21 protein-coding genes and 1 pseudogene are annotated in these 22,818 nt (G+C 64.4%); 10 read left to right on the forward strand and 12 right to left on the reverse strand.

The window, feature by feature from the left end:
- Window positions 1-3 precede the first annotated feature (3 nt).
- The 5 genes and pseudogenes from ACQR1H_RS20065 to ACQR1H_RS20085 form a co-directional block, all read left to right on the forward strand.
- Window positions 4-633: pseudogene (locus tag ACQR1H_RS20065) on the forward strand (magnesium chelatase domain-containing protein); the annotation flags it as partial.
- Between the two features lie 463 nt (window positions 634-1,096).
- Entirely contained in the window at window positions 1,097-3,787 is a 2,691-nt protein-coding gene (locus ACQR1H_RS20070) for a hypothetical protein (RefSeq protein WP_434908078.1), read from the forward strand.
- A gap of 282 nt (window positions 3,788-4,069) precedes the next feature.
- Window positions 4,070-5,608: a YifB family Mg chelatase-like AAA ATPase gene (locus tag ACQR1H_RS20075; RefSeq protein WP_434908079.1), complete on the forward strand. Its 1,539-nt coding sequence runs from the start codon at window positions 4,070-4,072 to the stop codon at window positions 5,606-5,608.
- Window positions 5,609-5,707: 99 nt separating this feature from the next.
- Window positions 5,708-6,184, forward strand: coding sequence for a hypothetical protein (locus ACQR1H_RS20080; protein ID WP_434908080.1), 477 nt, complete (start codon window positions 5,708-5,710; stop codon window positions 6,182-6,184).
- A 136-nt stretch (window positions 6,185-6,320) separates the two neighbouring features.
- Window positions 6,321-8,555 (forward strand): ATP-binding protein, encoded by a 2,235-nt coding sequence (locus ACQR1H_RS20085; protein ID WP_434908081.1) that lies wholly within the window; start codon window positions 6,321-6,323, stop codon window positions 8,553-8,555.
- 48 nt (window positions 8,556-8,603) lie between these two features.
- Here ACQR1H_RS20085 and coaA read toward each other — a convergent pair whose 3' ends face one another.
- The 7 genes from coaA to hisB all read right to left on the reverse strand — a co-directional run bounded on the left by coaA (window position 8,604) and on the right by hisB (window position 13,368).
- Complete coding sequence (coaA, locus tag ACQR1H_RS20090) at window positions 8,604-9,560, reverse strand: type I pantothenate kinase (protein ID WP_315800864.1); 957 nt, start codon at window positions 9,558-9,560, stop codon at window positions 8,604-8,606.
- A gap of 32 nt (window positions 9,561-9,592) precedes the next feature.
- Entirely contained in the window at window positions 9,593-9,916 is a 324-nt protein-coding gene (locus ACQR1H_RS20095; RefSeq protein ID WP_316183042.1) for a phosphoribosyl-ATP diphosphatase, read from the reverse strand.
- A gap of 77 nt (window positions 9,917-9,993) precedes the next feature.
- On the reverse strand, window positions 9,994-10,770 hold the full coding sequence (gene hisF / locus ACQR1H_RS20100; RefSeq protein WP_316183041.1) for an imidazole glycerol phosphate synthase subunit HisF: 777 nt from the start codon (window positions 10,768-10,770) through the stop codon (window positions 9,994-9,996).
- An 11-nt stretch (window positions 10,771-10,781) separates the two neighbouring features.
- Complete coding sequence (gene hisA, locus ACQR1H_RS20105; RefSeq protein WP_434908082.1) at window positions 10,782-11,516, reverse strand: 1-(5-phosphoribosyl)-5-[(5-phosphoribosylamino)methylideneamino]imidazole-4-carboxamide isomerase; 735 nt, start codon at window positions 11,514-11,516, stop codon at window positions 10,782-10,784.
- Between the two features lie 59 nt (window positions 11,517-11,575).
- On the reverse strand, window positions 11,576-12,226 hold the full coding sequence (gene hisH / locus ACQR1H_RS20110; protein WP_315800868.1) for an imidazole glycerol phosphate synthase subunit HisH: 651 nt from the start codon (window positions 12,224-12,226) through the stop codon (window positions 11,576-11,578).
- Window positions 12,223-12,747 (reverse strand): DUF2628 domain-containing protein, encoded by a 525-nt coding sequence (locus ACQR1H_RS20115; protein WP_315800869.1) that lies wholly within the window; start codon window positions 12,745-12,747, stop codon window positions 12,223-12,225. Before ACQR1H_RS20115 ends, hisH begins: the two co-directional genes overlap by 4 nt.
- A 27-nt stretch (window positions 12,748-12,774) precedes the next feature.
- Entirely contained in the window at window positions 12,775-13,368 is a 594-nt protein-coding gene (hisB, locus tag ACQR1H_RS20120) for an imidazoleglycerol-phosphate dehydratase HisB (RefSeq protein WP_316183038.1), read from the reverse strand.
- A gap of 195 nt (window positions 13,369-13,563) precedes the next feature.
- Here hisB and hslV point away from each other — a divergent pair, with 195 nt between their 5' ends.
- The 4 genes from hslV (at window position 13,564) to ACQR1H_RS20140 (ending at window position 17,438) form a co-directional block, all read left to right on the forward strand.
- Window positions 13,564-14,124, forward strand: coding sequence for an ATP-dependent protease subunit HslV (gene hslV, locus ACQR1H_RS20125; protein WP_315750519.1), 561 nt, complete (start codon window positions 13,564-13,566; stop codon window positions 14,122-14,124).
- A 3-nt stretch (window positions 14,125-14,127) separates the two neighbouring features.
- Window positions 14,128-14,727 (forward strand): DUF2585 domain-containing protein, encoded by a 600-nt coding sequence (locus ACQR1H_RS20130; RefSeq protein WP_434908083.1) that lies wholly within the window; start codon window positions 14,128-14,130, stop codon window positions 14,725-14,727.
- A 50-nt stretch (window positions 14,728-14,777) separates the two neighbouring features.
- Window positions 14,778-16,082: an ATP-dependent protease ATPase subunit HslU gene (gene hslU / locus ACQR1H_RS20135; RefSeq protein ID WP_434908084.1), complete on the forward strand. Its 1,305-nt coding sequence runs from the start codon at window positions 14,778-14,780 to the stop codon at window positions 16,080-16,082.
- 234 nt (window positions 16,083-16,316) lie between these two features.
- Window positions 16,317-17,438, forward strand: a complete 1,122-nt coding sequence (locus tag ACQR1H_RS20140) for a hypothetical protein (protein ID WP_315800873.1) — start codon at window positions 16,317-16,319, stop codon at window positions 17,436-17,438.
- 3 nt (window positions 17,439-17,441) lie between these two features.
- Here ACQR1H_RS20140 and ACQR1H_RS20145 read toward each other — a convergent pair whose 3' ends face one another.
- From ACQR1H_RS20145 to ACQR1H_RS20155, 3 genes are all read right to left on the reverse strand, one after another.
- On the reverse strand, window positions 17,442-18,017 hold the full coding sequence (locus ACQR1H_RS20145) for a Smr/MutS family protein (protein ID WP_316183034.1): 576 nt from the start codon (window positions 18,015-18,017) through the stop codon (window positions 17,442-17,444).
- A 12-nt stretch (window positions 18,018-18,029) separates the two neighbouring features.
- Window positions 18,030-19,664, reverse strand: coding sequence for a murein transglycosylase A (gene mltA / locus ACQR1H_RS20150; protein WP_434908085.1), 1,635 nt, complete (start codon window positions 19,662-19,664; stop codon window positions 18,030-18,032).
- A gap of 167 nt (window positions 19,665-19,831) precedes the next feature.
- Window positions 19,832-20,533 (reverse strand): Tim44/TimA family putative adaptor protein, encoded by a 702-nt coding sequence (locus ACQR1H_RS20155; protein WP_315716796.1) that lies wholly within the window; start codon window positions 20,531-20,533, stop codon window positions 19,832-19,834.
- A gap of 384 nt (window positions 20,534-20,917) precedes the next feature.
- On the opposite strand from ACQR1H_RS20155, the gene secB reads away from it, so the two are divergent.
- On the forward strand, window positions 20,918-21,406 hold the full coding sequence (gene secB / locus ACQR1H_RS20160) for a protein-export chaperone SecB (protein WP_315800877.1): 489 nt from the start codon (window positions 20,918-20,920) through the stop codon (window positions 21,404-21,406).
- 60 nt (window positions 21,407-21,466) lie between these two features.
- Here secB and dnaQ read toward each other — a convergent pair whose 3' ends face one another.
- A complete protein-coding gene (gene dnaQ / locus ACQR1H_RS20165) occupies window positions 21,467-22,165 on the reverse strand; it encodes a DNA polymerase III subunit epsilon (RefSeq protein ID WP_434908086.1) in 699 nt (232 codons plus the stop codon).
- 42 nt (window positions 22,166-22,207) lie between these two features.
- Window positions 22,208-22,807 carry a dephospho-CoA kinase gene (gene coaE / locus ACQR1H_RS20170; RefSeq protein ID WP_434908087.1) on the reverse strand — a complete coding sequence of 200 codons (600 nt, stop codon included), beginning with the start codon at window positions 22,805-22,807 and terminating at the stop codon, window positions 22,208-22,210.
- Between the last annotated feature and the right edge of the window lie 11 nt (window positions 22,808-22,818).

Genomic DNA, 22,818 nt, shown 5'->3' on the forward strand with positions numbered 1-22,818 from the left:
ATCATGGTCCAGCGCGTTTCCACCGTTGCCTTCGAGGGGATCGAGGCCCGCGCGGTCGACGTGCAGGTCCAGGTCGCGCCCGGACTGCCGGCGTTCGCGATCGTCGGACTGCCGGACAAGGCGGTGTCGGAGGCGCGCGAGCGGGTGCGCTCGGCGCTGATCGCCTCCGGGCGGGCGCTGCCGGCGCGGCGGATCACCGTGAACCTGGCACCGGCCGACGTGCCCAAGGAAGGCAGCCATTACGACCTGCCGATCGCGCTCGGCCTGATGGCCGCGATCGGCGCCATCCCGCCCGATGCGCTCAGCGGATTCACCGTGCTCGGCGAGCTCGGCCTCGACGGCTCGATCGCGCCCGTCGCCGGCGTGCTGCCGGCCGCGATCGGCGCCAATGGCCGCGAGGAAGGCCTGATTTGCCCGGCCGCCTGCGGTGCCGAGGCGGCGTGGGCGAGCCCCGATCTGCAGATCATCGCGGCGACATCGCTGATCCAGATCGCCAACCATTTCAAGGGCACGCAGGTGCTGTCGCGGCCGCAGCCGAAGATCCAGGAGGCGCCTGCAAGCCTGCTCGACCTGCGCGACATCAAGGGCCAGGAGAGCGGCAAGCGCGCGCTCGAGATCGCCGCGGCGGGTGGGCAATCTGTTGAGCATGTGCTACATTGATCTTGGCAGAGTGCGGGCCGAGAGCCTCGATGTGAGCCGTTGGATTTGGCCTAAGCAAAACGAGGCGGAACCAGAGATCTGGCTCCGTCCTCGAGGACAGCTGAGCGCGCGGGTTTATTCGACGCGCTAACAGCGCGGTACCACCATGAAAAGCGCGAGCACCGAGAATGCGTACCCAAGCGCAAGCATTACGTAGGGGATTGATTTGATCCATTCGCGACGGCTCAAATGACACAGCGAAACGATTGAGTACGACGTCATAAGGAGCAAAGCTGCAACCGAGATGAGGCTCTTATCCATTGTTTGACTCCGGGGTTGTTGGCCCGGCAGTTGTTTGAGCCTTCTTACTTTGCTTCCTTGCTAGAGCGGATTTGGATTTGTTTGCAGGAGATCACTTGTTCTGGTCTATTTTCTTGCAATTTTTTGCAGGCTTCAAATGATCCCGACCCTGGCAGAAAAATACCGTCTGGATTATCTGCGGAAGACCTACTTTCCCGATCTGTCAAACGACTCCGAATTTCGACGAAGAGTTGTTACAGTCGGAATTGAAGAGCAATCAGACCCAGATTATGAAAAGCCGGCCACGCTCACACTTCTCACGAAGAAAGAAGCGGGCATTCCACTGGGACCCAGGGTATCTCTCAAGCACAATCCATTCCTCGCCCGAATCAAGTTACCAGGGGACAGCAATTACAGTGACACTCAGTCCATCGGCGACGATTTAAGACAGGCGTGTGCTCATGTGTTCGCGACCGATATCTTTCTAAGACAAGGAAAAAAGATCACGGTCCCCAAGATCGACAGAACGAGCGTAAAGCCTTCGGCTGCTGAAAAGATCAAAGCGGAGGCAGAGGAGCCCTTCTTCAAACTTCGCGATCAGATTTTTGACTATCTCCAGAATGGTTCACGTTATCCCTATCAGCTACTTGGGGAGCAAGCACTAGGTCACGAATTAACCTACGAGCCCCTACTTAAATATAATCTCACGCGCGAAAGAGAGCGGACTCGGGCAGAAGGCAAGAAACTTGGCCTTGTCATTCGCACTGAGGGTGCTCTTTTCTTACGCGGCGCTGAACCGCGAGACTGGTCGATACTGAGTGACGTCGCGGTACCGAGAATCGAACATGAAGAGGCGATTGCCCGATCTATTGTCGAAAATCGTCTCTGTATTGTCACTGGGGCAGCTGGGGACGGCAAGACAACGATCTGCAAGCGAGTTGCCCTCCGACTCAAGTCCGCTGGCTGGCGAGTTTTCTATGCAACTGCGCCAGATGACACATCACAAGATCTGAGTGGTTACAAACTCACCGGAAGCAATACAGCAGTCTTTGTCGACAATGCTGAGTTTCTAAATTCATTTACTTCTGTAAGTAAGTTTCTACGAGCCAATCCTCACGTATCTCTGGTTCTGATCGCCCGGCACCATCAGATCATTGACAAGCTCAAGCCGATTTCGCACCTCAATCCGCGAGAGCACTTTGTCGGTCGTTGTAAGGCCGAGTTGGCAGAGTCTCTCGCCAAAACTATAGTCCGCCACGGCGCCGCACCGGATTGCTCTGAAGCGATCCTTATCGACCGAATACGCACCAGCATTTCGGAGGGAAGCACGCATCTTCTCGCCATCATGATCTACGCCACGCGCGGCGAGTCGTTCTCGACCACGATACAATCGATGATCCGGCAGTTCTCCGCTAGCGGTGATGATTGGATTCTGCGTTTGGTGGCTCTCGGGGCAATGTTTGCCTATCTGGCAAATAATCCTCAACTTCTTGTGGACCGAACTTTGATTACAAAGTTCGCTGACATCCATTGCGATGGCAATGAGGCCGAATCAACTAGATCGATTTTAGAGCGAACCCAAAGCGAGATAATGAGGCGGTCATCATCGTCTTCCTCCACCAAAAGAGCGACCTTGTCATTGCGACATCCTGATATCGTGACAGAGGTCCTTAGGCGCTTCTATGAGATCAATCCGGGCGTCGATATAGGTGACGTCGAGACTTTTGAGTCTGATTTACGGCAGCTTTGCCTTGCGGCTACCATGGTTGCAATGGAAAAGGCCTATAGTTATGCTCGGCGAGTTCCCAACTACTCTATAACCCTCCTTTCTTTTCTCTTGAGCTATACATGCGAACATTCTTGGATACCGAGGGCTCCGGTCATTGACACTGCATTTTATTGCGCCAAACGATGGGGGACATCTGAAGCCGACAAGGCTCAAGCTATTCGCTATATTTTCCACGTGTTCAAGAACCAACTAAATAATAAAATCGATGATGTTGAGGACATTCGCCACACCGGGATGCGATACGTGGCAATGGGAGGAGATGATCCGAATCTTCTCACGCTGTGGATGACGTTTGAGTTTGATAATGCAAATCCTGGTGCCGTAGAAACGAAGTATTCTGGGCGTTGGATTGGCTATGAGCACTTACTAAAGGCCAATTTCCCCGATCCCAACCTGCTGGCTTGCTGGCTTACGGCCGAATTCAATCTCGGCAATGCCGGGTCACCCAGTAAGATACATTCGGGGCGGTGGCTCGGCAGTAAGCACCTCTCGCAATCTGATCCACCGGATGCTAACTTATTAGCTTGCTGGCTGAAGGCCGAGTTTGATCTCGGGAATGCCGGATCTTCCACTGAGCCATATACGGGACGTTGGCTGGCCCATAAGCACCTATCCTATCCCGGGATTCCGGACTCGTCGTTGATAGCGACGTGGATGAAGGCGGAAGTCTCACTAACTAAGTGCGGTGATCAAAACGAGAGCGGCTATCTGTTAGCCCGATCCGTCGCCGAAACAGCGTGGATGAGAGGTGTGCGTGGTGCCGATTTCATTCAAAAATGGATCCAGCTTGAGGCGGGACAGAGGAACTTTGGTTCAAAGACTACTCCGGTGTCTGTATACGGCATAGTCTGGAGATATTGCGAAGAAGGTTACCTCGATAATAAAGTAATCGACACCCTGCTCCGTCCGCCAATCTATCAAGCATCTCCCGAATATTACGAGATCGAAACGGCGATCAGGAACCAAGTTGGTGAGATTAATTTTGAGCAGCTTCGTAACAAAATTACATCGGGTGCTCTGTGTACTAACGAATACCTCAACGATGAGAAGAAAGCTTGAGTATAGCTATAAATGGTTATTCGCTCGATAGAGCTCGAGTGGTAACTTGCGTTCTCCGTCTACTCACTTCGTCTCTCATAGACTGCTGATGAAGTGGGTCAGCATAATTGCAGATCGTCGCTCTTCTACTCCGCGTGTGATCCACGATCCTCTTCTGGGAGATGCTCTCGCTACATCGCCGCGCAAATGAAATGACATGGACGTCGGCGCCGATAAGTGTTCCCGTATTGTTCTTGCTAACCTGCTCCGCTTCCGCTAGCCTCCCAGCCCGGGAGGGGCATCATGGTCCAGCGCGTTTCCACCGTTGCCTTCGAGGGGATCGAGGCCCGCGCGGTCGACGTGCAGGTCCAGGTCGCGCCCGGACTGCCGGCGTTCGCGATCGTCGGACTGCCGGACAAGGCGGTGTCGGAGGCGCGCGAGCGGGTGCGCTCGGCGCTGATCGCCTCCGGGCTGGCGCTGCCGGCGCGGCGGATCACCGTGAACCTGGCGCCGGCCGACGTGCCCAAGGAAGGCAGCCATTACGACCTGCCGATCGCGCTCGGCCTGATGGCCGCGATCGGCGCCATCCCGCCCGATGCGCTCAGCGGATTCACCGTGCTCGGCGAGCTCGGCCTCGACGGCTCGATCGCGCCGGTCGCCGGCGTGCTGCCGGCCGCGATCGGCGCCAATGGCCGCGAGGAAGGCCTGATCTGTCCGGCCGCCTGCGGTGCCGAGGCGGCGTGGGCGAGCCCCGATTTGCAGATCATCGCGGCGAGCTCGCTGATCCAGATCGCCAACCACTTCAAGGGCACGCAGGTGCTGTCGCGGCCGCAGCCGAAAATCCAGGAGGCGCCCGCGAGCCTGCTCGACCTGCGCGACATCAAGGGCCAGGAGAGCGGCAAGCGCGCGCTCGAGATCGCCGCCGCCGGCGGGCATCACCTGCTGATGATCGGCTCGCCCGGCGCCGGCAAGTCGATGCTGGCGGCGCGGCTGCCGTCGATCCTGCCGCCGCTGTCGCCGGCCGAGCTCTTGGAAGTGTCGATGATCGCCTCGGTCGCCGGCGAGATCGAAGGTGGCGCGCTGACCAACCGGCGGCCGTTCCGCAGCCCGCATCATTCCGCCAGCATGGCGGCGCTGACCGGCGGCGGCCTGCGCGCCCGCCCCGGCGAGATCTCGCTGGCGCATCAGGGCGTGCTGTTTCTCGACGAGTTGCCGGAGTTCGATCCGCGCGTGCTGGATTCGCTGCGGCAGCCGCTGGAGAACGGCGAGGTCTCGATCTCGCGCGCCAACCACCGCGTCACCTACCCTGCCCGCTTCATGCTGGTCGCGGCGATGAATCCATGCCGCTGCGGCAACGCCTTCGAGCCCGGCTATGCCTGCAAGCGCGGCCGCATCGACCGCTGCACGGCCGACTACCAGACGCGCATCTCCGGCCCGCTGATGGACCGCATCGATCTGCGCATCGAGGTCCCCGCCGTCACCGCCGCCGACCTGATCCTGCCGCCGTCCAAGGAAGGCTCGGCCGAGGTCGCTGCCCGCGTCGCCGCCGCGCGCGACCTGCAGCGCGAACGCTATGCCAAAGCGGGCCTGCCGCAGGTCAGGACCAATGCCGAAGCGCCCGCCGCCGTGCTCGACGAGATCGCCAAGCTCGACGCCCCCGGCCAGAGGCTGCTGCGCGAGGCCGCCGAGACGATGCGGCTGTCGGCGCGCGGCTATCACCGCGTGCTGCGCGTCGCCCGGACGCTGGCCGATCTCGATCATGCCGATGCGATCGGCCGGCTGCATCTGGCCGAGGCGCTGTCGTATCGCGCGCTGGCGGAGGACAATCGTCACGCGGCGTGACTGCCCGCCCCTTCAACACTCTGGTAACGACTTCTCTTTACGCTCCGACAACCATAAGGCCCGCGTTTCGTCCTCAGGCCTGCCGCGTCGGTGCGTATCATGTTGCGTTTCAATGTCATCGTTTCGGCCGTGCCGCTGATCGCGGCCGTGGTCATTGCCAAGGTCGAATTGGCACCCTCCCCGCAGCCCTGCATTGCCATCGGCGCCGACAGCGCCTCGCTCGGCTCGGCGCCGTTCCACGCCGATCTGCATGTCGACTTCACCAACGATCCCGCGCTCGCCACGGTCCGCGTGGCCCTGGCCGAAAGTCCTGAGACGGCCGATGTCGTCGTGGTCGACGATGCGCCCGTGAAAGAGGATCAGGGTTGCGGCATCACGGCCGCCACCCAGGTCGTCGCGATCGCGGCTGATCGCCTTGCGGGTTCGCAGCGGATCTATCTCGCCCGCGATGATGCCGATGGCCGCGCCGACTATCGCATCTACGTCCGCTCCAGCCACATGACGGCCGGGGACGCTGCCGCACTGATCGTCGCGGCCCGCAATCATTCCTCATCGCCGGCCAATCCGGTTCTGTGACTCGGGCTAACGCCCGGTTCACCATCTCTGCACCGCCGGCTGGCGTGGGCATGACCTTTCAAAGTCTCAGCAATACCGACGCCGCATGGTGCGGGGTCGGCGAGGACATCGGGATCGGAAGCTGGGGGTGAACGAGATGGGACCGATTTTTCACGTCAGGCTGCGCCTGCGCCGGTTCATGCGCCGTCACCACACCATCTTCGCGATCCTGCGCTCGCTGATGATCTTCTCCGCCGGCTTCGGCGGCGCCTACGGCTTCATCAAGGCCAGCGTCTCCCCGAACTCCGGCTACAATCCGCACGCCTTCGCGATCGGCGCCAGCTTCCTGTTCGCGCTCGCCTGCGTCGGCCTGGCCACGCTCAGCATGCGGCTGCGCTTCGTCGCCAGGAAGCTGCACAAGATCGCACTTCACAACGAGGTGCTGGCCGACCGGAACTGGGAGCTGCAGGAAGCCGAGCAGCGCGCCCGCAATCTGTTCGAGCAGCAGGGCGATCTCATCGTCATGCGCGCGCGCGACGGCACCATCGTCTTCGTCAACGACGCCTATTGCCGGATGGCGGGCCTCGACCGCGACAACCTGCTCGGCAGCGCGTTCACCTTCGAGCTGATCGAGCAGGGCGACAGCGCGCTGGAGCCGAACGGCACGCGCGTCCACGACCAGCGCATCGAGAGCGCGATCGGACCGCGCTGGATCGCGTGGCGCGAGGCGCTGGTGCGGTCCGACGCCGGCCAGCCCGCCCTGCTGCAATGTGTCGGCCGCGACGTCACCGACCGCACCGAAACCGAGCGCGCGCTGGCGGAGGCGCGCGACCAGGCCAACGCCGCGAACCGCGCCAAGTCACGCTTCCTGGCGATGGCCAGCCACGAGATCCGCACGCCGTTGAACGGCATCCTCGGCATGAGCGGCCTGTTGCTCGACACGCAGCTGACGCCGGAGCAGACGACCTACGCCAAGGCGGTCCGCACCTCGGGTGAAGCGCTGATGTCGCTGATCGACGAGCTGCTCGACTATTCCAAGATCGAGGCCGGCAAGCTGGCGCTCGAGGCGCAGCCGTTCTCGCTGGCGGCGCTGATCGAGGAGATCACCGAATTGCTGGCGCCGCGGGCGCAGGCCAAGCAGTTGGAGATCGCGGCCTATCTCGACGAGCGGCTGCCGACCTGGGTGACGGGCGACGCGGCGCGGCTGCGCCAGGTGCTGCTCAACCTCGCCGGCAACGCCATCAAGTTCACCGCGACGGGCGGCGTTGCCCTGATCGCCGAGCCCGGCATCTGGCCGAACGAGATCAGCTTCCAGGTGCGCGACACCGGCATTGGCATCGCAGCCGACGCGCAGGACCGCATCTTCCGCGAATTCGAGCAGGCCGACGACAGCGTGGCGCGCAGCTTCGGCGGCACCGGGCTCGGGCTCGCGATCTCCGACCGGATCGTCAAGCGCATGGGCGGGCGCATTTCGCTGCAAAGTCAGCTCGGCGCCGGCTCGACCTTCGAGGTGTCGGTGCCGCTGCCGCCGGCGCTGGAGCGCGGCGAGCAGAACAGCTTCCGCGGCCCCGATCTCGCCGGACAGTCGATCATGCTGGTCGCGCCGGCCGGGCTGCAGGCCGAGCTGATCGAACGGCGCCTGCAGAACTGGGGCGCGCAGACCTGCCTGGTCGCGGAGGCCGAGGTGGCGGAAGCCCTGCTGCCCGAACGCGCCTGGCATGCCGTGCTGGTCGACGACGCCATCGGCAGCGATGAATCGCTGCGTCTGGGACGGGTCGCGCACCACCATACGACGCGGCTGATCGTGTTGGTGACGCCGGCGAGCCGCCACGAGCTGGCACCGGCGGCGCCGTTCCACGGCTATCTCGTCAAGCCGCTGCGCGCCGCCTCGCTCGCCGCACGCGTGAGCTTCGACACCGACGGCACGGTGCTCGCCGACGATCCGGTCCCGACGATCGCGCCGCCGATCGCGGCTCAGGCCGGCGCGGGCCTGTCGATCCTGGTCGCCGAGGACAACGACATCAACGCGCTGCTGATGCGCTCGCTGCTGACCAAGCTCGGCTATCACGCCGACATCGCCGTGCATGGCGAAGCCGCGCTGGACTCCTGGCTCGCGGCGCGCTCGGCCGGCGCACCGTACGATCTGATCCTGATGGACGTGCAAATGCCGAAGCTCGACGGCATTGCTGCCGCCAGGCGCATCCGCGCCATCGAGGCCAGCGAGCCCGGCGGGCGCACCCCGATCCTGGCGCTGACGGCCAACGCGCTGGTCGAGGACCGCTACGCCTGCTTCGAGGCGGGCATGGATGGGTTCCTGGTCAAGCCGATCGATCGCGACAAGCTCGACGAGGCGCTGGCGAATCTGGCGGCGGCGCGACAGGTGCCAGCGTAAGGAATTAGTTGGGGCGGATCAGCCCGGCGCCGCGCCCGCCGGCCCCGTTTACAGCCGCCTCAGCGCCACCGTCTCGATCTCGTGATCCGCGCCCTTCTTCAGGATCAGGGTCGCGCGCGGCCGGGTCGGGAGGATGTTGTCCTCGAGATTGGCCAGGTTGGTGCGCTCCCAGATCGCGATCGCGGTGGCGATGGCCTCCTCGTCCGACAGCAGCGCGTAGCGGTTGAAGTAGGACCTGGGATCATGGAACGCCGTGTCGCGCAGCGAGAGGAAGCGCTTGACGTACCATTTGCGCAGGATCGCCTCGTCGGCATCGATATAAACCGAGAAGTCGAAGAAGTCGGAGACGACCGGCACGGCCTTGCCGTCGCGCGGCAGCGGACCGGTCTGCAGCACGTTGACGCCTTCGACGATGAGGATGTCCGGCTGGTCGATCTCGGTCCACTGATTGGGGACGATGTCGTAGCTCAGATGGGAATACACCGGCGCGCGCACCGGATGGCGGCCGGCCTTGATGTCGGACAGAAAGCCGAGCAGCCGCGGCAGGTCATAGCTTTCCGGAAAGCCCTTCTTCTGCATCAGGCCCTGCCGCTCCAGCACCGCGTTCGGATACAGGAAGCCGTCGGTGGTGATGAGATCGACCTTGGGCCGCGGCGACCAGCGGGTCAGCAACGCCTGCAGCACGCGCGCGGTGGTCGACTTGCCGACCGCCACCGAGCCCGCGACGCCGATGATGTAGGGCATCTTGCGGTCGCGGATGCCGAGGAACTGACGCTGCGCGTAGTACAGCCGCTGCGCCGCGTCGACATACATCGACAGCAGTCGCGACAGCGGGAGGTAGATGTCCTCGACCTCCTGAAGGTCGAGACGATCGTGCATCGACCGCAGCTTGGAGAACTCGCCGGGCTCCAAGGTCATCGGCGTGTCGTTGCGCAGCTCGGCCCATTGTTCGCGGGTGAAGACGCGGTACGGATTATATTGTTGTTCGGTGGTGCGCATATCCATGACGCTGCCCTTCGTTTCCCCGCCGCCGCGCCCTACTCCGTCTTGCGCGACGCCTTTTCTTCCAGCCCCGATTGACCGGTGCGCTTGCCGAGCGCCGCCTCGACCTCCTCGAGCCGGACGTCGCGCGACTTCAACAACACCAACAGATGAAACAGCAGATCGGCGCTTTCGGAGATCAGATGCTCGCGGTCGGTGCCAACAGCGGCGATGACGGTCTCGACCGCCTCCTCGCCCATCTTCTTGGCGCATTGCGGCGGCCCCTTGTCGAGCAGCTTGCGCGTATAGGACGCCTCGCCGCCCGCCGCGGCGCGCGCGTCGATGATGGCAGCGAGATCGTGAAGCGTGAAGCGGGACATCAGCCGGTACTCGGAACGCCTGCCCGACCACGGCGGCCGGACCAGCGTTCATCTAACATTTTTGCGACGCAATGTCGTCAGGGATCGAGCCGCATCGGCAGGCCCTGGCGCACCATGTGCTCCTTGGCCTGCCGGATGGTAAATTCCCCGAAATGGAAGATCGACGCGGCCAGCACCGCGGTCGCGCGGCCCTCGCGGATGCCGTCCACCAGATGATCGAGGTTGCCGACACCGCCGGAGGCGATCACCGGCACCGGGACGCTGTCGGCGACCGCCCGGGTCAGCGGCAGGTCGAAGCCCTGGCGGGTGCCGTCGCGGTCCATCGAGGTCAGCAGGATCTCCCCTGCCCCCAGCGATACCACCTCCTGGGCATATTCCAGCGCATCGATGCCGGTCGATTTGCGGCCGCCATGGGTGAAGATCTCCCAGCGGCTTCCGCCGCCAGGCCGCGACACGGACTTGGCGTCGATCGCGACCACGATGCACTGCTCGCCGAACTTCTCGGCCGCCTCCTTGACGAATTCGCGCCTGCTCACCGCGGCCGAATTGATCGAGACCTTGTCGGCGCCGGAACGCAGCAGGGTCTTGATGTCGTCGATGGTGCGCACGCCGCCGCCGACCGTGACCGGCATGAAGCAGGCCTCCGCCGTGCGCCGGACGACGTCCAGCATGATGCCGCGGTTCTCATGGGTGGCGGTGATGTCGAGGAAGCAGAGCTCGTCGGCGCCGGCGGCGTCATAGGCGATCGCCGCCTCCACCGGATCGCCGGCGTCGCGCAGATTGACGAAGTTGACGCCCTTGACCACCCGTCCGTCCTTGACGTCGAGGCAGGGAATGACGCGGACCTTGAACATCCTGTTTTCTCCTACGCACGCGCCGCGCGGATCAGCGCCAGTGCTTCCGCGGGATCGAGGCGGCCGTCATAGAGCGCGCGGCCAGCGATGGCGCCTTCGAGCTTTTTCGCCCGTGGTGCCAGCATCGCCTTGACGTCCTCGATCGAGGCCAGGCCGCCGGAGGCAATCACGGGGATCGAGATGGCATCACCGAGCGCGATCGTGGCCTCGAGATTGAGGCCCTTGAGCAGGCCGTCGCGCGCGATGTCGGTGAAGATGATCGCGGCGACGCCGGCGTCCTCGAAACGCCTGGCGATGTCGAGCGCCGTGACCTCGGAGGTCTCGGCCCAGCCCTCGACGGCGACCTTGCCGTCGCGGGCATCGAGTCCGACGGCGACGCGGCCGGGGAAGACCTTGGCTGCGGTCTTCACCAGCTCGGGATCGCGCACCGCCGCGGTGCCGATGATGACACGGGTGATGCCCTTGGTCAGCCAGGCCTCGACCGTCGCGAGATCGCGGATGCCGCCGCCGAGCTGCACCGGCATCTTGACAACTTTCAACATCGCCTCGACCGCATGCGCATTCATCGGCTTGCCGGCGAAGGCGCCGTCGAGATCGACGACGTGGAGATAGTCGAAGCCCTGGTCGGCGAAGCTCTTGGCCTGCGCGGCGGGGTCGAGGTTGAACACGGTGGCGCGCGCCATGTCGCCCTGCTCCAGGCGCACGCACTGGCCGTTCTTCAGATCGATGGCAGGAAACAAAATCATCTGAGCTGTCTTTCAGGCAAGCGCCCTGCCCGCCTCCTGGACGGACAGGCGCGCTGCGCTCACGGCTTCCACTTCAGGAAGTTGGAAATGAGGGCGAGACCGAAACGCTGGCTCTTCTCGGGATGGAATTGCGTGCCGATCGCGGTGTCCTTGCCGACGATCGCGGTGACCGGACCGCCGTAGTCCGCGCGCGCCAGCACGTCGTTCTCGTTGACGGCATTCAAGTGATAGGAGTGCACGAAGTAGGCGTGCAGGCCCTTCGGCCCGAGCGGCAGCCGCTCCAGCACCGGATGCTCTTGCAGCACATCGAGCGTGTTCCATCCCATATGCGGGATCTTCAGGCTCTCGTCGCGAGGCGTGATCTTCTCGACGTCGCCGGAGACCCAGTCGAAGCCGTCGGTGGTGACGTGCTCCTTGCCGCGCGTCGCCATCAGCTGCATGCCGACGCAGATGCCGAAGAACGGCCGCGCCTTGTGGCGCACGGCCTCGGTCATCGCCTCCAGCATGCCGTCGACGGAGTCGAGTCCGCGGCGGCAGTCGGCGAAGGCGCCGACGCCGGGCAGAACGATGCGGTCGGCGCGATACACCGTGTCCGGATCGCGCGTCACCACGACCTTCTGCGGATCCTCCATGCCGCGCGCGGCGCGCTCGAACGCCTTGGCGGCGGAATGCAGATTGCCGGAGCCGTAATCGATGATCGCGACACTCATCGTCCACCTCCGGGTTCTGGGAACAAGCCAATGATGCTGGCATGCGGCAGCGGCGGCGGGTGCTGCCCATTGCCATTGTCACGCGAGGGCGGCGGTGCGCCGCGATCGACGGTGTAGTTGCTGTAGCCGAGATCGCTGCGCCGGGCGGCCCAGCGCTCGAAGAAGCGGCGCTCGGCGGCATCGAGATCGTCGGCCACGACGACGTCGAGCTGGCGCCAATTGCCGCGCGAATAGCTCCAGCGCTTCAGGCTCGAGGCTTCGAGCCCGAGCAGGATCGCAAGCAACAGATCGATTCCGGCAATCGCGGCGCCGCTGACGCCGACGCGTACCAGGACGACGTCGAGCGCGATCATCAGCAGGGCCCAGACCAGCATCGCAAGCCAGAGGCGATGCCAGGCCAGCCAGACGGCGCCGAGCACGGCGGCCCAGAAATGGAAGCCGTCGCGGATGAAGACGAAGCGATCGGTCGAGCGCAGATCGGCTCCGGCGGCGAGGGGAGCGTGAACCGTATAAACGGGCATGTCGAAATTCCCTTGGGAGGAGGGAGGTCAGCCGCCGAGCTGACCCTTGGTGGATGGCACTTCGCCCTTGTTGCGCGGGTCGATCGCGAGCGCGGTTCGCAGCGCCCTGGCCAGACCCTTGAAGCAGGATTCGGCGATATGATGGGCGTTCTCGCCGTACAGCGTCTCGACATGCAGCGTGATGCCGGCGTTCATGGCAAAGGCGTTGAACCACTCGCGCACCAGCTCGGTGTCGAACTCGCCGATCTTGTCGCGCGCGAAGGTCGTGCGGAACACCAGCATCGGCCGGCCCGACACGTCGATCACGACGCGCGTCAGCGTCTCGTCCATCGGCATGTGGATCGAGGCGTAGCGGGTGATGCCGGCCATGTCGCCGAGCGCCTGACGCACGGCCTGGCCGAGGGCGATGCCGACATCCTCGGTGGTGTGGTGGAAATCGATATGCAGGTCGCCGACCGCCTTGACGGTCATGTCGATGCGGGAATGCCGGGCAAGCAGATCCAGCATGTGATCGAAGAAGCCGATCCCGGTCGCGATATCAACCACGCCGGTGCCGTCGAGGTTCACGGACACCTCGATCTCGGTCTCTTTGGTCTTGCGCTTGATGGTCGCGCTACGCATGGGGTCAGCTTTCCCTTGAAAACGCGGCCCTTTTATCAGGCGGATGACACCTTAGCTACTGCGGGATGACGCCCCGGACGCCTGATCTCGGGCCATGGTGAGCGGATTTCAAGGCCTGACAGGGCAGGGCAGGGACCCGGTAATTGTATCCCGACGCCTCAGCGCCTAAATCAGGGCATCAACCAGGGATCCCCCATGCACGCATCTTCGAACGAGCCCACCGTCTGGCACGGCACCACGATCCTGACCGTCCGCAAGGGGGGCAGGGTGGTGATCGGCGGCGACGGCCAAGTCTCGATCGGCCAGACCGTGATCAAGTCCAACGCCCGCAAGGTGCGCAAGCTCGGCAAGGGCGACGTCATCGGCGGCTTCGCCGGCGCCACGGCCGACGCGTTCACCCTGTTCGAGCGGCTGGAGAGCAAGCTGGAGCAATATCCGGGGCAGCTGACCCGGGCCGCGGTCGAGCTCGCCAAGGACTGGCGCACCGACCGCTACCTGCGGCGGCTGGAGGCGATGATGATCGTGGCCGACAAGGAGGTCTCGCTGGTGCTGACCGGGACGGGCGACGTCCTGGAACCGGAGGCCGGCGTGATGGCGATCGGCTCCGGCGGCAACTATGCGCTGGCGGCCGCGCGGGCGCTGATCGACACCGACAAGGACGCCGAGAGCATCGTGCGCCGCTCACTCGACATCGCCGCCGACATCTGCGTCTACACCAACCGCAACATCACCATCGAAGCGCTGTCGGCCGAGTAGACGATGACCGCGGACGAGATCGGCGCCCCGTCCCGGCCTTGGTCCGGACCCTGGCTCATCCTGGCGCTCGGTCTGCTGGTGCTGCAGGCCGCACTGTTGTTCGCGCTGGGCCGGCTGCCGATCTGCGCCTGCGGCACCGTCAAGCTGTGGCACGGCGTGGTGCAGAGCTCGGAGAACTCCCAGCATCTCACCGACTGGTACACGTTCTCCCATGTCATTCACGGCTTCCTGTTCTATGCGCTGACCGCGCTGGTTCTGCCGTTTCTGCCGTGGCAGGGGCGACTGCTCACCGCGATGCTGATCGAGGGCGCCTGGGAGCTGGTCGAGAACTCCAGCTTCATCATCGAGCGCTATCGTGCCGCCACGATCTCGCTGGACTATTTCGGCGACAGCATCGTGAACTCCGTCGGCGACACCTTGGCGATGATGACCGGCTTCCTGCTGGCGCGGGTGCTGCCGGTCTGGCTGACCGTCGTGATCGCAATCGCGTTCGAGATCGGGGTCGGCCTGCACATCCGTGACAACCTGACCCTCAACATCCTGATGCTGATCTATCCAACCGAGGCGATCCGGCAGTGGCAGGCCGGGCCGCCGCTCCTGTGACGGCGGAAATCCGGCTTGCCCTCATCCCCGTCCGACCCTAGCTAGAGCCCATGACCGACTTTTCCCCCCGCGAAATCGTCTCCGAACTCGACCGCTACATCGTCGGCCAGGCCGACGCCAAGCGCGCCGTCTCCATCGCCCTGCGCAACCGCTGGCGCCGGCTGCAGCTCGATGCCGGCCTGCGCGAGGAGGTGCTGCCGAAGAACATCCTGATGATCGGCCCGACCGGCGTCGGCAAGACCGAGATCGCGCGGCGGCTGGCCAAGCTCGCGGGCGCGCCGTTCCTCAAGGTCGAGGCGACCAAGTTCACCGAGGTCGGCTATGTCGGCCGCGACGTCGAGCAGATCATCCGCGACCTCGTCGAGGTCGCGATCGTCCAGGTGCGCGAGCGCAAGCGCAAGGATGTCGCCGCCCGCGCCCAGCTCGCCGCCGAGGAGCGCGTGCTGGATGCGCTGGTCGGCGCCAATGCGAGTGCTGCGACGCGTGACTCGTTCCGCCGCAAGCTGCGCGCCGGCGAGCTGAACGACAAGGAAATCGAAATCGAGACGCAGTCCTCGGGCGGCGGCATGCCGATGTTCGAAATCCCCGGCATGCCGGGCGCGCAGATGGGTGCGATCTCGATCGGCGACATCTTCGGCAAGCTCGGCGGCCGCACCAAGACGCGGCGCGTGACGGTCGAGGCCTCGCACGACATCCTGATCGCGGAGGAATCCGACAAGCTGCTCGACAGCGACCAGCTGGTGCAGGAGGCGATCGGCGTGGTCGAGAACAACGGCATCGTGTTCCTCGACGAAATCGACAAGATCTGCGTGCGCGAGAACCGCGCCGGCGGCGACGTCTCTCGCGAGGGCGTGCAGCGCGACCTGCTGCCGCTGATCGAGGGCACGACGGTCTCGACCAAGCATGGCGCGGTCAAGACCGATCACGTCCTGTTCATTGCCTCGGGCGCGTTCCACATCGCCAAGCCCTCGGACCTCTTGCCGGAGCTGCAGGGACGATTGCCGATCCGGGTCGAGCTGCAGGCGCTGACGCGCGACGACATGCGCCGCATCCTGACCGAGCCGGAGGCATCGCTGATCAAGCAATATGTCGCGCTGATACGGACCGAGGGCGTGACGCTCGACATCACCGACGATGCGATCGACGCGCTCGCCGACATCGCGGTTGCGGTGAATTCGACGGTCGAGAACATCGGCGCGCGCCGGCTGCAGACGGTGATGGAACGCGTGCTGGACGAGATCTCCTTCAACGCCTCCGACCGCGGCGGCGAGACGATGCGTGTCGACGCCGCCTATGTGCAGCAACACATCGGCGACCTCGCCAAGAACACGGATCTCAGCCGGTTCATTTTGTAAGAGGCGTCGCCCTTCAGCCTCTGCGCTCTTTCGCACAGGCGTAGCGTCACCCTCCGCTGTCGTCCCCGCGAAGGCGGGGACCCATAACCACCGAAGCTGATTGTCACTCAAGATGGCGGCTCCAGCCCTGCCTCATCACGTACAGCGGTGGTTACGGGTCCCGGCTCAAGGCCGGGACGACAGCGGTGGGTGTGGCGGCGAGCTTGCCTCCATCTCTCACCGCTCGGACATCGCATGACGGCCGCCTACAGCCGGCACTGGCGCACGATGCTCGCCGTCAACGCCGCGGTCATGCTCGGCGTGTTCCTGCACAAGCTCACGCTGCCGCCCTACATTCCCTACATCCACCTGCTTGTCGACTATCACCACGGCTTCATCAAGCGCGCGCTGATCGGGGCCATCGTCGGGTTGTTCACGACGAAGGTGCCGGTGTGGCTGGTGTTCGCGTTGGCAGGCCTCGTCTGGCTGATCACGTTCGGATTGTTCGTCCAGCTATTCCGCCGAACATTCGGATTGAACAGCGCACAGCTCCCGCTGTTCGTCTTCACCGCTGGCTCGCCGTTCGTGTTCAAGAACTTCCTGTTCACGCTCGGGCACTTCGACGTCTATGGCTGTCTTGGTGCCATCATCCTGATGCTGGTGCCGGCAGGCTCGCTCGGCTACGTCCTGCTCGCTGCGCTGACCTCGGCGGTGCTGGTGCTGATCCATCACATCCATCTGCTGATGTACGTGCCCACCATCGCCGCCATCGTCGTGCTGCGCTACTACTTGCCGCGCAGGACGACGCGCCTCGACATGGCCGTCGGCGGAGCCGCACTGATCGGACTCGGCGCGCTGTTCCTGACGGCGCAGTTCCTCGGCACGATGCCGCTGCCGGAAGCGGACTTCACAGCATATCTGCGGACCCGCATGGCCGATCCGACACGCACCGAGCTCTTGCAGTTCGCTTACGTGTGGTACCAGCCACTGACGAAGGAGGTGCAGGACACCTGGGCAAGACTGCCGTCGAACCTGCTCGGCTTGCCCGTCTATGCGCTGCTGCTCTGGCTTCACGCGCCGCTCTGGCGCACTTTCAGGGACCTGATTGGCGCGCTGGAAGAGCAGCGCCATCGCCAGATCGTCATCGCCGCGCTGGTTGTCATCACTCTCGCTTACCTCGTGATGTTCGCGATGGTGTTCGACTATTCGCGCTGGATCTCGAGCTGGGTGGTCTGCATGGTGCTGATGCTGCACGCGGTGAAGACGCTGCCCACCACAAAGCCTGTGGCCCTCATCGACGCAGGCGACCGCACGACCACGATCCTGGGCTGGATCGTCACCGCCATCCCGCGCGTCGGCATCATCCGGCCGTTCTGAGGCTCAGCCCCGGGCGCGCCTGATCCGGACATAGAGCGCGCCGGCACCGCCATGTCCCACATGAGCCTCCTCGAAGCCGACAATCAGCGAGCGGAATTCCGGCAGGCTCAGCCAATGCGGCACCTGGCGCCGGAGCACGCCGCGTTCGGGATCCGCACCGATCGTACCCTTGCCGGTGATGACGAGCACGAAGGTGAGACCGTCATGCTGGGCGCGATGCAGGAAATGGTGCAGCGCCTGGTGCGCCCGGCTCTGGGTCATGCCGTGCAGATCGAGCCGCGCATCGATCTCGCTGCGGCCGCGCGACAGTTTCGAGCGCTCCTTGCGGCCGAGCGAGACCAGCGGCGGGATGGCCGGCCGGGCCGGCTTCGGCACGACCACCGGCGCGACCGGCCGCGGCGTCATCATCGGCTTGTCCGGCTGCGGCTCGGCCGTCACCATCGGCGGATGCGGCCGCACCGGACGCGGTGTCTTGCGCAGCGGCTTGACCTGGCGCGCCACCGTCTCCCACAGCGTACGCTCGTCCTCGGAGAGGCCACGCTTGCGACGGCCGCGGGGCGGCTCGGGATCTTCAGACATGGAGACGGCTTGTCATCGGCGGTTGCGGTGGCGCCTGCCATAACGCAATCGGCGGATATTGCGATCACTTTCGATACGGGGGCGAGCCTCGGGCAGGGGCACGGGCTGTGGTGCCACGACGTTCTGCGCCACCGTGGTCGCCGGGCTTGCGCTCGCGGCGGGAGCAGAGGCTTTCGCATCGTTGACCGGAGAGGCGGCGGCTTTGTTGGCCTGGTTGGCCTGCCCCTGATCCTTCCCTTGATCCTTGACCTGATCCTTGGCTGCCTCCTTCGGCAGCACCTGCGGAAACAGTTTTGCGATCTTCTCCGACGGCCGTGCATCCGGCAGCGGCATCTTGCGGCCACGCGCAACCGGATCGAGGCTCTTCGGCACCAGCATCACGAACTGGATGCTGTGCTTGAGACGGCCGGAAACCTTGCCGGCGTCCTGGCCGGCGCCGAAATAGAGATCGGCGCGCGCAGGTCCGACGATCGCCGAGCCCGTATCCTGCGCGATCATCAGCCGGTGGAACGCCGTCTTCGACTTCTCGGATTCGATCGGCAGCTCGCCGGTGATGAAGAACGGCGTGCCATAGACGTGCAGCGACTTGTCGACCGCGATCGAGCGGCCCGGGGTCAGCGGAATGCCCTGCGCGCCGACCGCCTCGTCCTTCTCCGACAGCTGCACCTCGCGGAAGAAGATGTAGGAGCGGTTCATCCGCCGCAGCTCGTTGGCACCTTCCGGATTCTGCTCCATCCAGTCGCGGATGCGCTGCATCGACATCTGCTCGCGTGGAATGATGCCGCGCTCGATCAGGATGCGGCCGACCGGTGTGTAGGGAAGGCCATTATAGGCATCGTAGTTGATGCGAATGGTCGAGCCGTCGTCGAGACTGATGCGCGCCGATCCCTGGATCTGGGCAAACAGCAGGTCGGTCTGGTTCCTGAGCCATGCGATCTCCAGGCCGCGCCCCTCGATGGCACCGTCCTCGATCTCGGCGCGGTCGTAGTAGGGGACCAGCTTGCGCCGTCCGATCTTGCGATAGACGGGGCCCTTGTTGGGCAGACTCGTCGCATCCTGCTTGAAACCACGGACAAACAAATTGGAGGGCCGGCGATAGACTGGAACGTTGTAGACCTCATTCTGGGTCCGCGAGCCCTCGATGACGGGTTCGTAGTAGCCGGTGACGAAACCGTCGGCATCGCCGAGCTTGGAGATCCTCAGCGGCTCGAAGTGCCGTTCGAAAAAAGCCCTTGCCGCAGCATTGTCGGCGAGATCGGTGGCCCGAGCATCGCGACAGGGGTCGCGCAGGGAATCACCCAGCGCCTTACCATCCACCCTGCCATCCGGCGCTGCATCCGTCTTCGCGGCGATCGGCTTGCAGCTGGCGCGGAACGTCCGATAGGCCGCGAGCTGATCGTCGTCGTTCCAGCCGGGCACGTCGGTCCAATCCATCGGCAGGTACTGGCTGTTGCTGATCTCGAGCGGCCAGTCGAGCTGCGGGTAGGGCAGGTGGCGCATCGGCGGCGTCGCCGCCCGATGGCGCGCGCGAACCGCCTCGGCTGCATAGGGGGCGAGCGCCACGGCAGCGACGCTCAGGGCGAGCGCCGGCGTCCAGTAGGTCAGGCGGCGGGCGGTAAAACCCCGCTTCCAAATTTCGCGAACCATGCTTGCACCATCAAAGTACCACTCAACGCGAAATTCAGAGAAAACGGGATGCTGAAAAGATCCGTGTCAAAAATCGAGGATGCGCCTCTTCACGCGCCTCACGCAGCCGGTCGACAACGGGAGCAGGCGATCTCCCAATGTAACGCCAGCGGCGGCAGCCTATTCCATCAATGGCTGCCGGTTCCGACCAGCTTCCAGTTCGGATCGCGCGAGCCGGTGTCGCGGGCGAAAGTCCAGATGTCGGTGATGTCGGCGACCTTGTCCGGATTGCCGTCGACGATGTTGCCGCCCTTGTCGCGTGTCACCGAGATCATCTGCGAGACGAAGCGCACCGTGACCTGCGCGGTGCGGTCGCGCAGCTCGGCGCCGACCAGTTCGGCGGTATCGATGGAGACGAAGCGGGTTTCGGTCTTCTGCTCCTGCTTCTCACGCTCCTTGATGACGGCGTCGAAACTCTCATAGACCTCGGACGACAACAGGTCGCGCAACGCGCGGCGATCGCCATTGGCAAACGCCAGCACGATCATCTCGTAGGCGCTGCGCGCGCCGGTCAGGAAATGGCGCGGATCGAACGAGGAGTCGTCGGCGACGATCGCATCGAGGCCACGGGCGAGCGGCGTGCCCGGCTCGGCCAGACCACGCCAGCGATCACCCGGCGCCGGCATCTCGCCGCCGGGGACCGCAGCCGAGGGGTCGATGGGCTTGTTGGGAACCGGCATGACGTGGTTGTCCGGCGCGCCCTGGACCGCGTTTCGAGCGGCATGATCGAACGGCGTCCGCTCGCTCCCGGTGCGCTGCCCGAGCACGGCGCGCAGGCGGATGAAGATGAAGACCGCCAGCGCCAGGAAGATGATGGTATAAATGTCCACGTCGTGTTCGCTTTCTGACTTGTCGAGCCGAACGCGGAGCCCGGCCACCGGGCACCCGTTCTACAGGATCCAGGTTAAGACCCGTGAATCCCTGGTCGACCCGGATGTAGTCATCGAATTGGGCCCGGCCAATGGCGCATTGTGGCGCGCCGATCCTAACCCTTTTCCCCCTCAAGGGGAAATCCGATCGGCCCCGGATTGGAACAGGGGAGGCCCGTCTCCGGTTCCCTCCGACGGCCGATGCGACAAATAGAGGCATACTGGCCGGATCGAGCGGTTGCTTCGGCCCTTGACGGCGTCGGTGGCTCGTCCTTGTGGAACAAGCCGGCCCTATGGTAGCCACGCGCCGCAACGACCCGCCCTTTTTGCCTGGAGAACACTGCGATGACCAACGGTAACGGCGCCACTCCCGACGCGGCTCCTCCTCCTCAACTGAACGTGCTGGCGCAATACATCAAGGATCTCTCGTTCGAGAATCCGAACGCTCCGCAGTCCCTGGCGCCGCAGGGCCAGCCGCCGCAGATCAACATCCAGATCAATGTCGGCGCCAATGCGCTGAATGACACCGAGTACGAGGTGACGCTGACAATCGAGGGCAAGGCCGAGAGCGGCAGCCAGGTGATGTTCAGCTTCGAGCTGGTCTATGGCGGCGTGTTCCGGCTGGTCAACATCCCGCGCGAGAACCTGTCGCCGATGCTGCTGATCGAATGCCCGCGCCTGCTGTTCCCGTTCGCCCGCGAGATCGTCGCCAACTCGGTGCGCGACGGCGGCTTCCCGCCCCTGATGCTGGACCCGGTCGATTTCGTCGGCCTGTACCGCCAGAACATGGAGCGTCAGGCCGCGGCCCAGGGCGGCCAGGTGCTGTCGAGCTGATCGTTTCGCTCTTTAAAAGTTTGATGTTCGCAGGGCGTGATCCGCCGCCGATCGGGCGGATCACGTGCCGGCGAGAAACTCCATCCAGATCGGCTTGTCGCCGAGGGTAGCGATGAAGGCGCGATGTGCCTCTCGCTCCGCCTCCGTGACCCGCGGCGACAGCGGCTGCTCTCGCTGACGGCGCGGCGTCTCGCCGGCGGACCCGATGCGGATCTCCTGGCTGTCCTGGGTCAGGATCAGCTGCGACTGCCGCGCCCCGACCAGATCGACATAAACCTCCGCCAGCAGCTCGGCGTCGAGCAATGCGCCGTGCTTGGTCCGGCGCGAGTTGTCGATCGCATAACGCGAGCAGAGATCATCGAGTCGGTTCGACACGCCGGGATGCTTGCGTCGCGCCAGCAGCAGCGTATCGACGAGGCGGTCCCGCGGAATGGCCGCGCGCTTGACCCGATCGAGCTCGGCATTGATGAAGCCGATGTCGAAAGAGGCGTTGTGGATCACCAGCGGGGCATCGCCGATGAATTCCAGGAACTCCTCCACGATCTCGTGAAACAGCGGCTTGTCCGCCAGGAACTCGCTCGACAGGCCGTGAACGGCGAACGCTTCCGCCGGCATGTCGCGTTCGGGATTGATGTAGCGGTGGTAGACTTGGCCAGTGGGCATGCGGTTGATGATCTCGACACAGCCGATCTCGACGAGGCGATCGCCGCGCAGGGCGTCGAGGCCGGTGGTTTCGGTGTCGAGAACGATCTCACGCATCTAGCTTGATCCGTCGAAATTGCCGCGTGGCCGGTTTGCGAATCAGCCCCGGCGCTGCGGCATTCTAACGACCTCAGCCAGGATGTCGCGGATGCGTGCCCGCACCGGATCGAGCCCGTGCGAGGTATCCACGACGAAATCGGCGCGCTGACGCTTCTCGGCATCCGGCATCTGCCGTGCGAGCAGCGCATCGAGCGCCTCGTCAGTCATCGTGCCGCGCGCCAGGATGCGCTGCCGCTGGATCTCGGGCGAGGTCGACACCACCACCACGGCATCGACGCGCTTGTCGCCGCCGGTCTCAAACAGCAGCGGGACGTCGACCACGGCGACCGGCACGCCGGACTGCTCGGCGTCATCGAGAAACTTCTGATGATAGGAGCGCAGCATCGGATGCACGATCGCTTCGAGCCGGCGGATTGCGGCGGGATCGCCGACGACCTTGGCCGAGAGCCTGGCCCGATCCACCTTGCCGTCCACCGTGGTCCCGGGGAATTCGGCTTCGATCGCCGGCGCGGCTTCGCCTTCATAGACCTTATGAACGGTCGCGTCGGCGTCGTAGACCGGGACGCCGGCTTCGGCGAACAGCTTTGCGGTCGTCGACTTGCCCATGCCCATCGAGCCGGTCAGACCCAGCACTCTCATCCGCGGTCGCT

It is taken from the genome of Bradyrhizobium sp. HKCCYLRH2015 (assembly GCF_051168215.1).
In the GTDB taxonomy this organism is placed as follows: Bacteria; Pseudomonadota; Alphaproteobacteria; order Rhizobiales; family Xanthobacteraceae; genus Bradyrhizobium.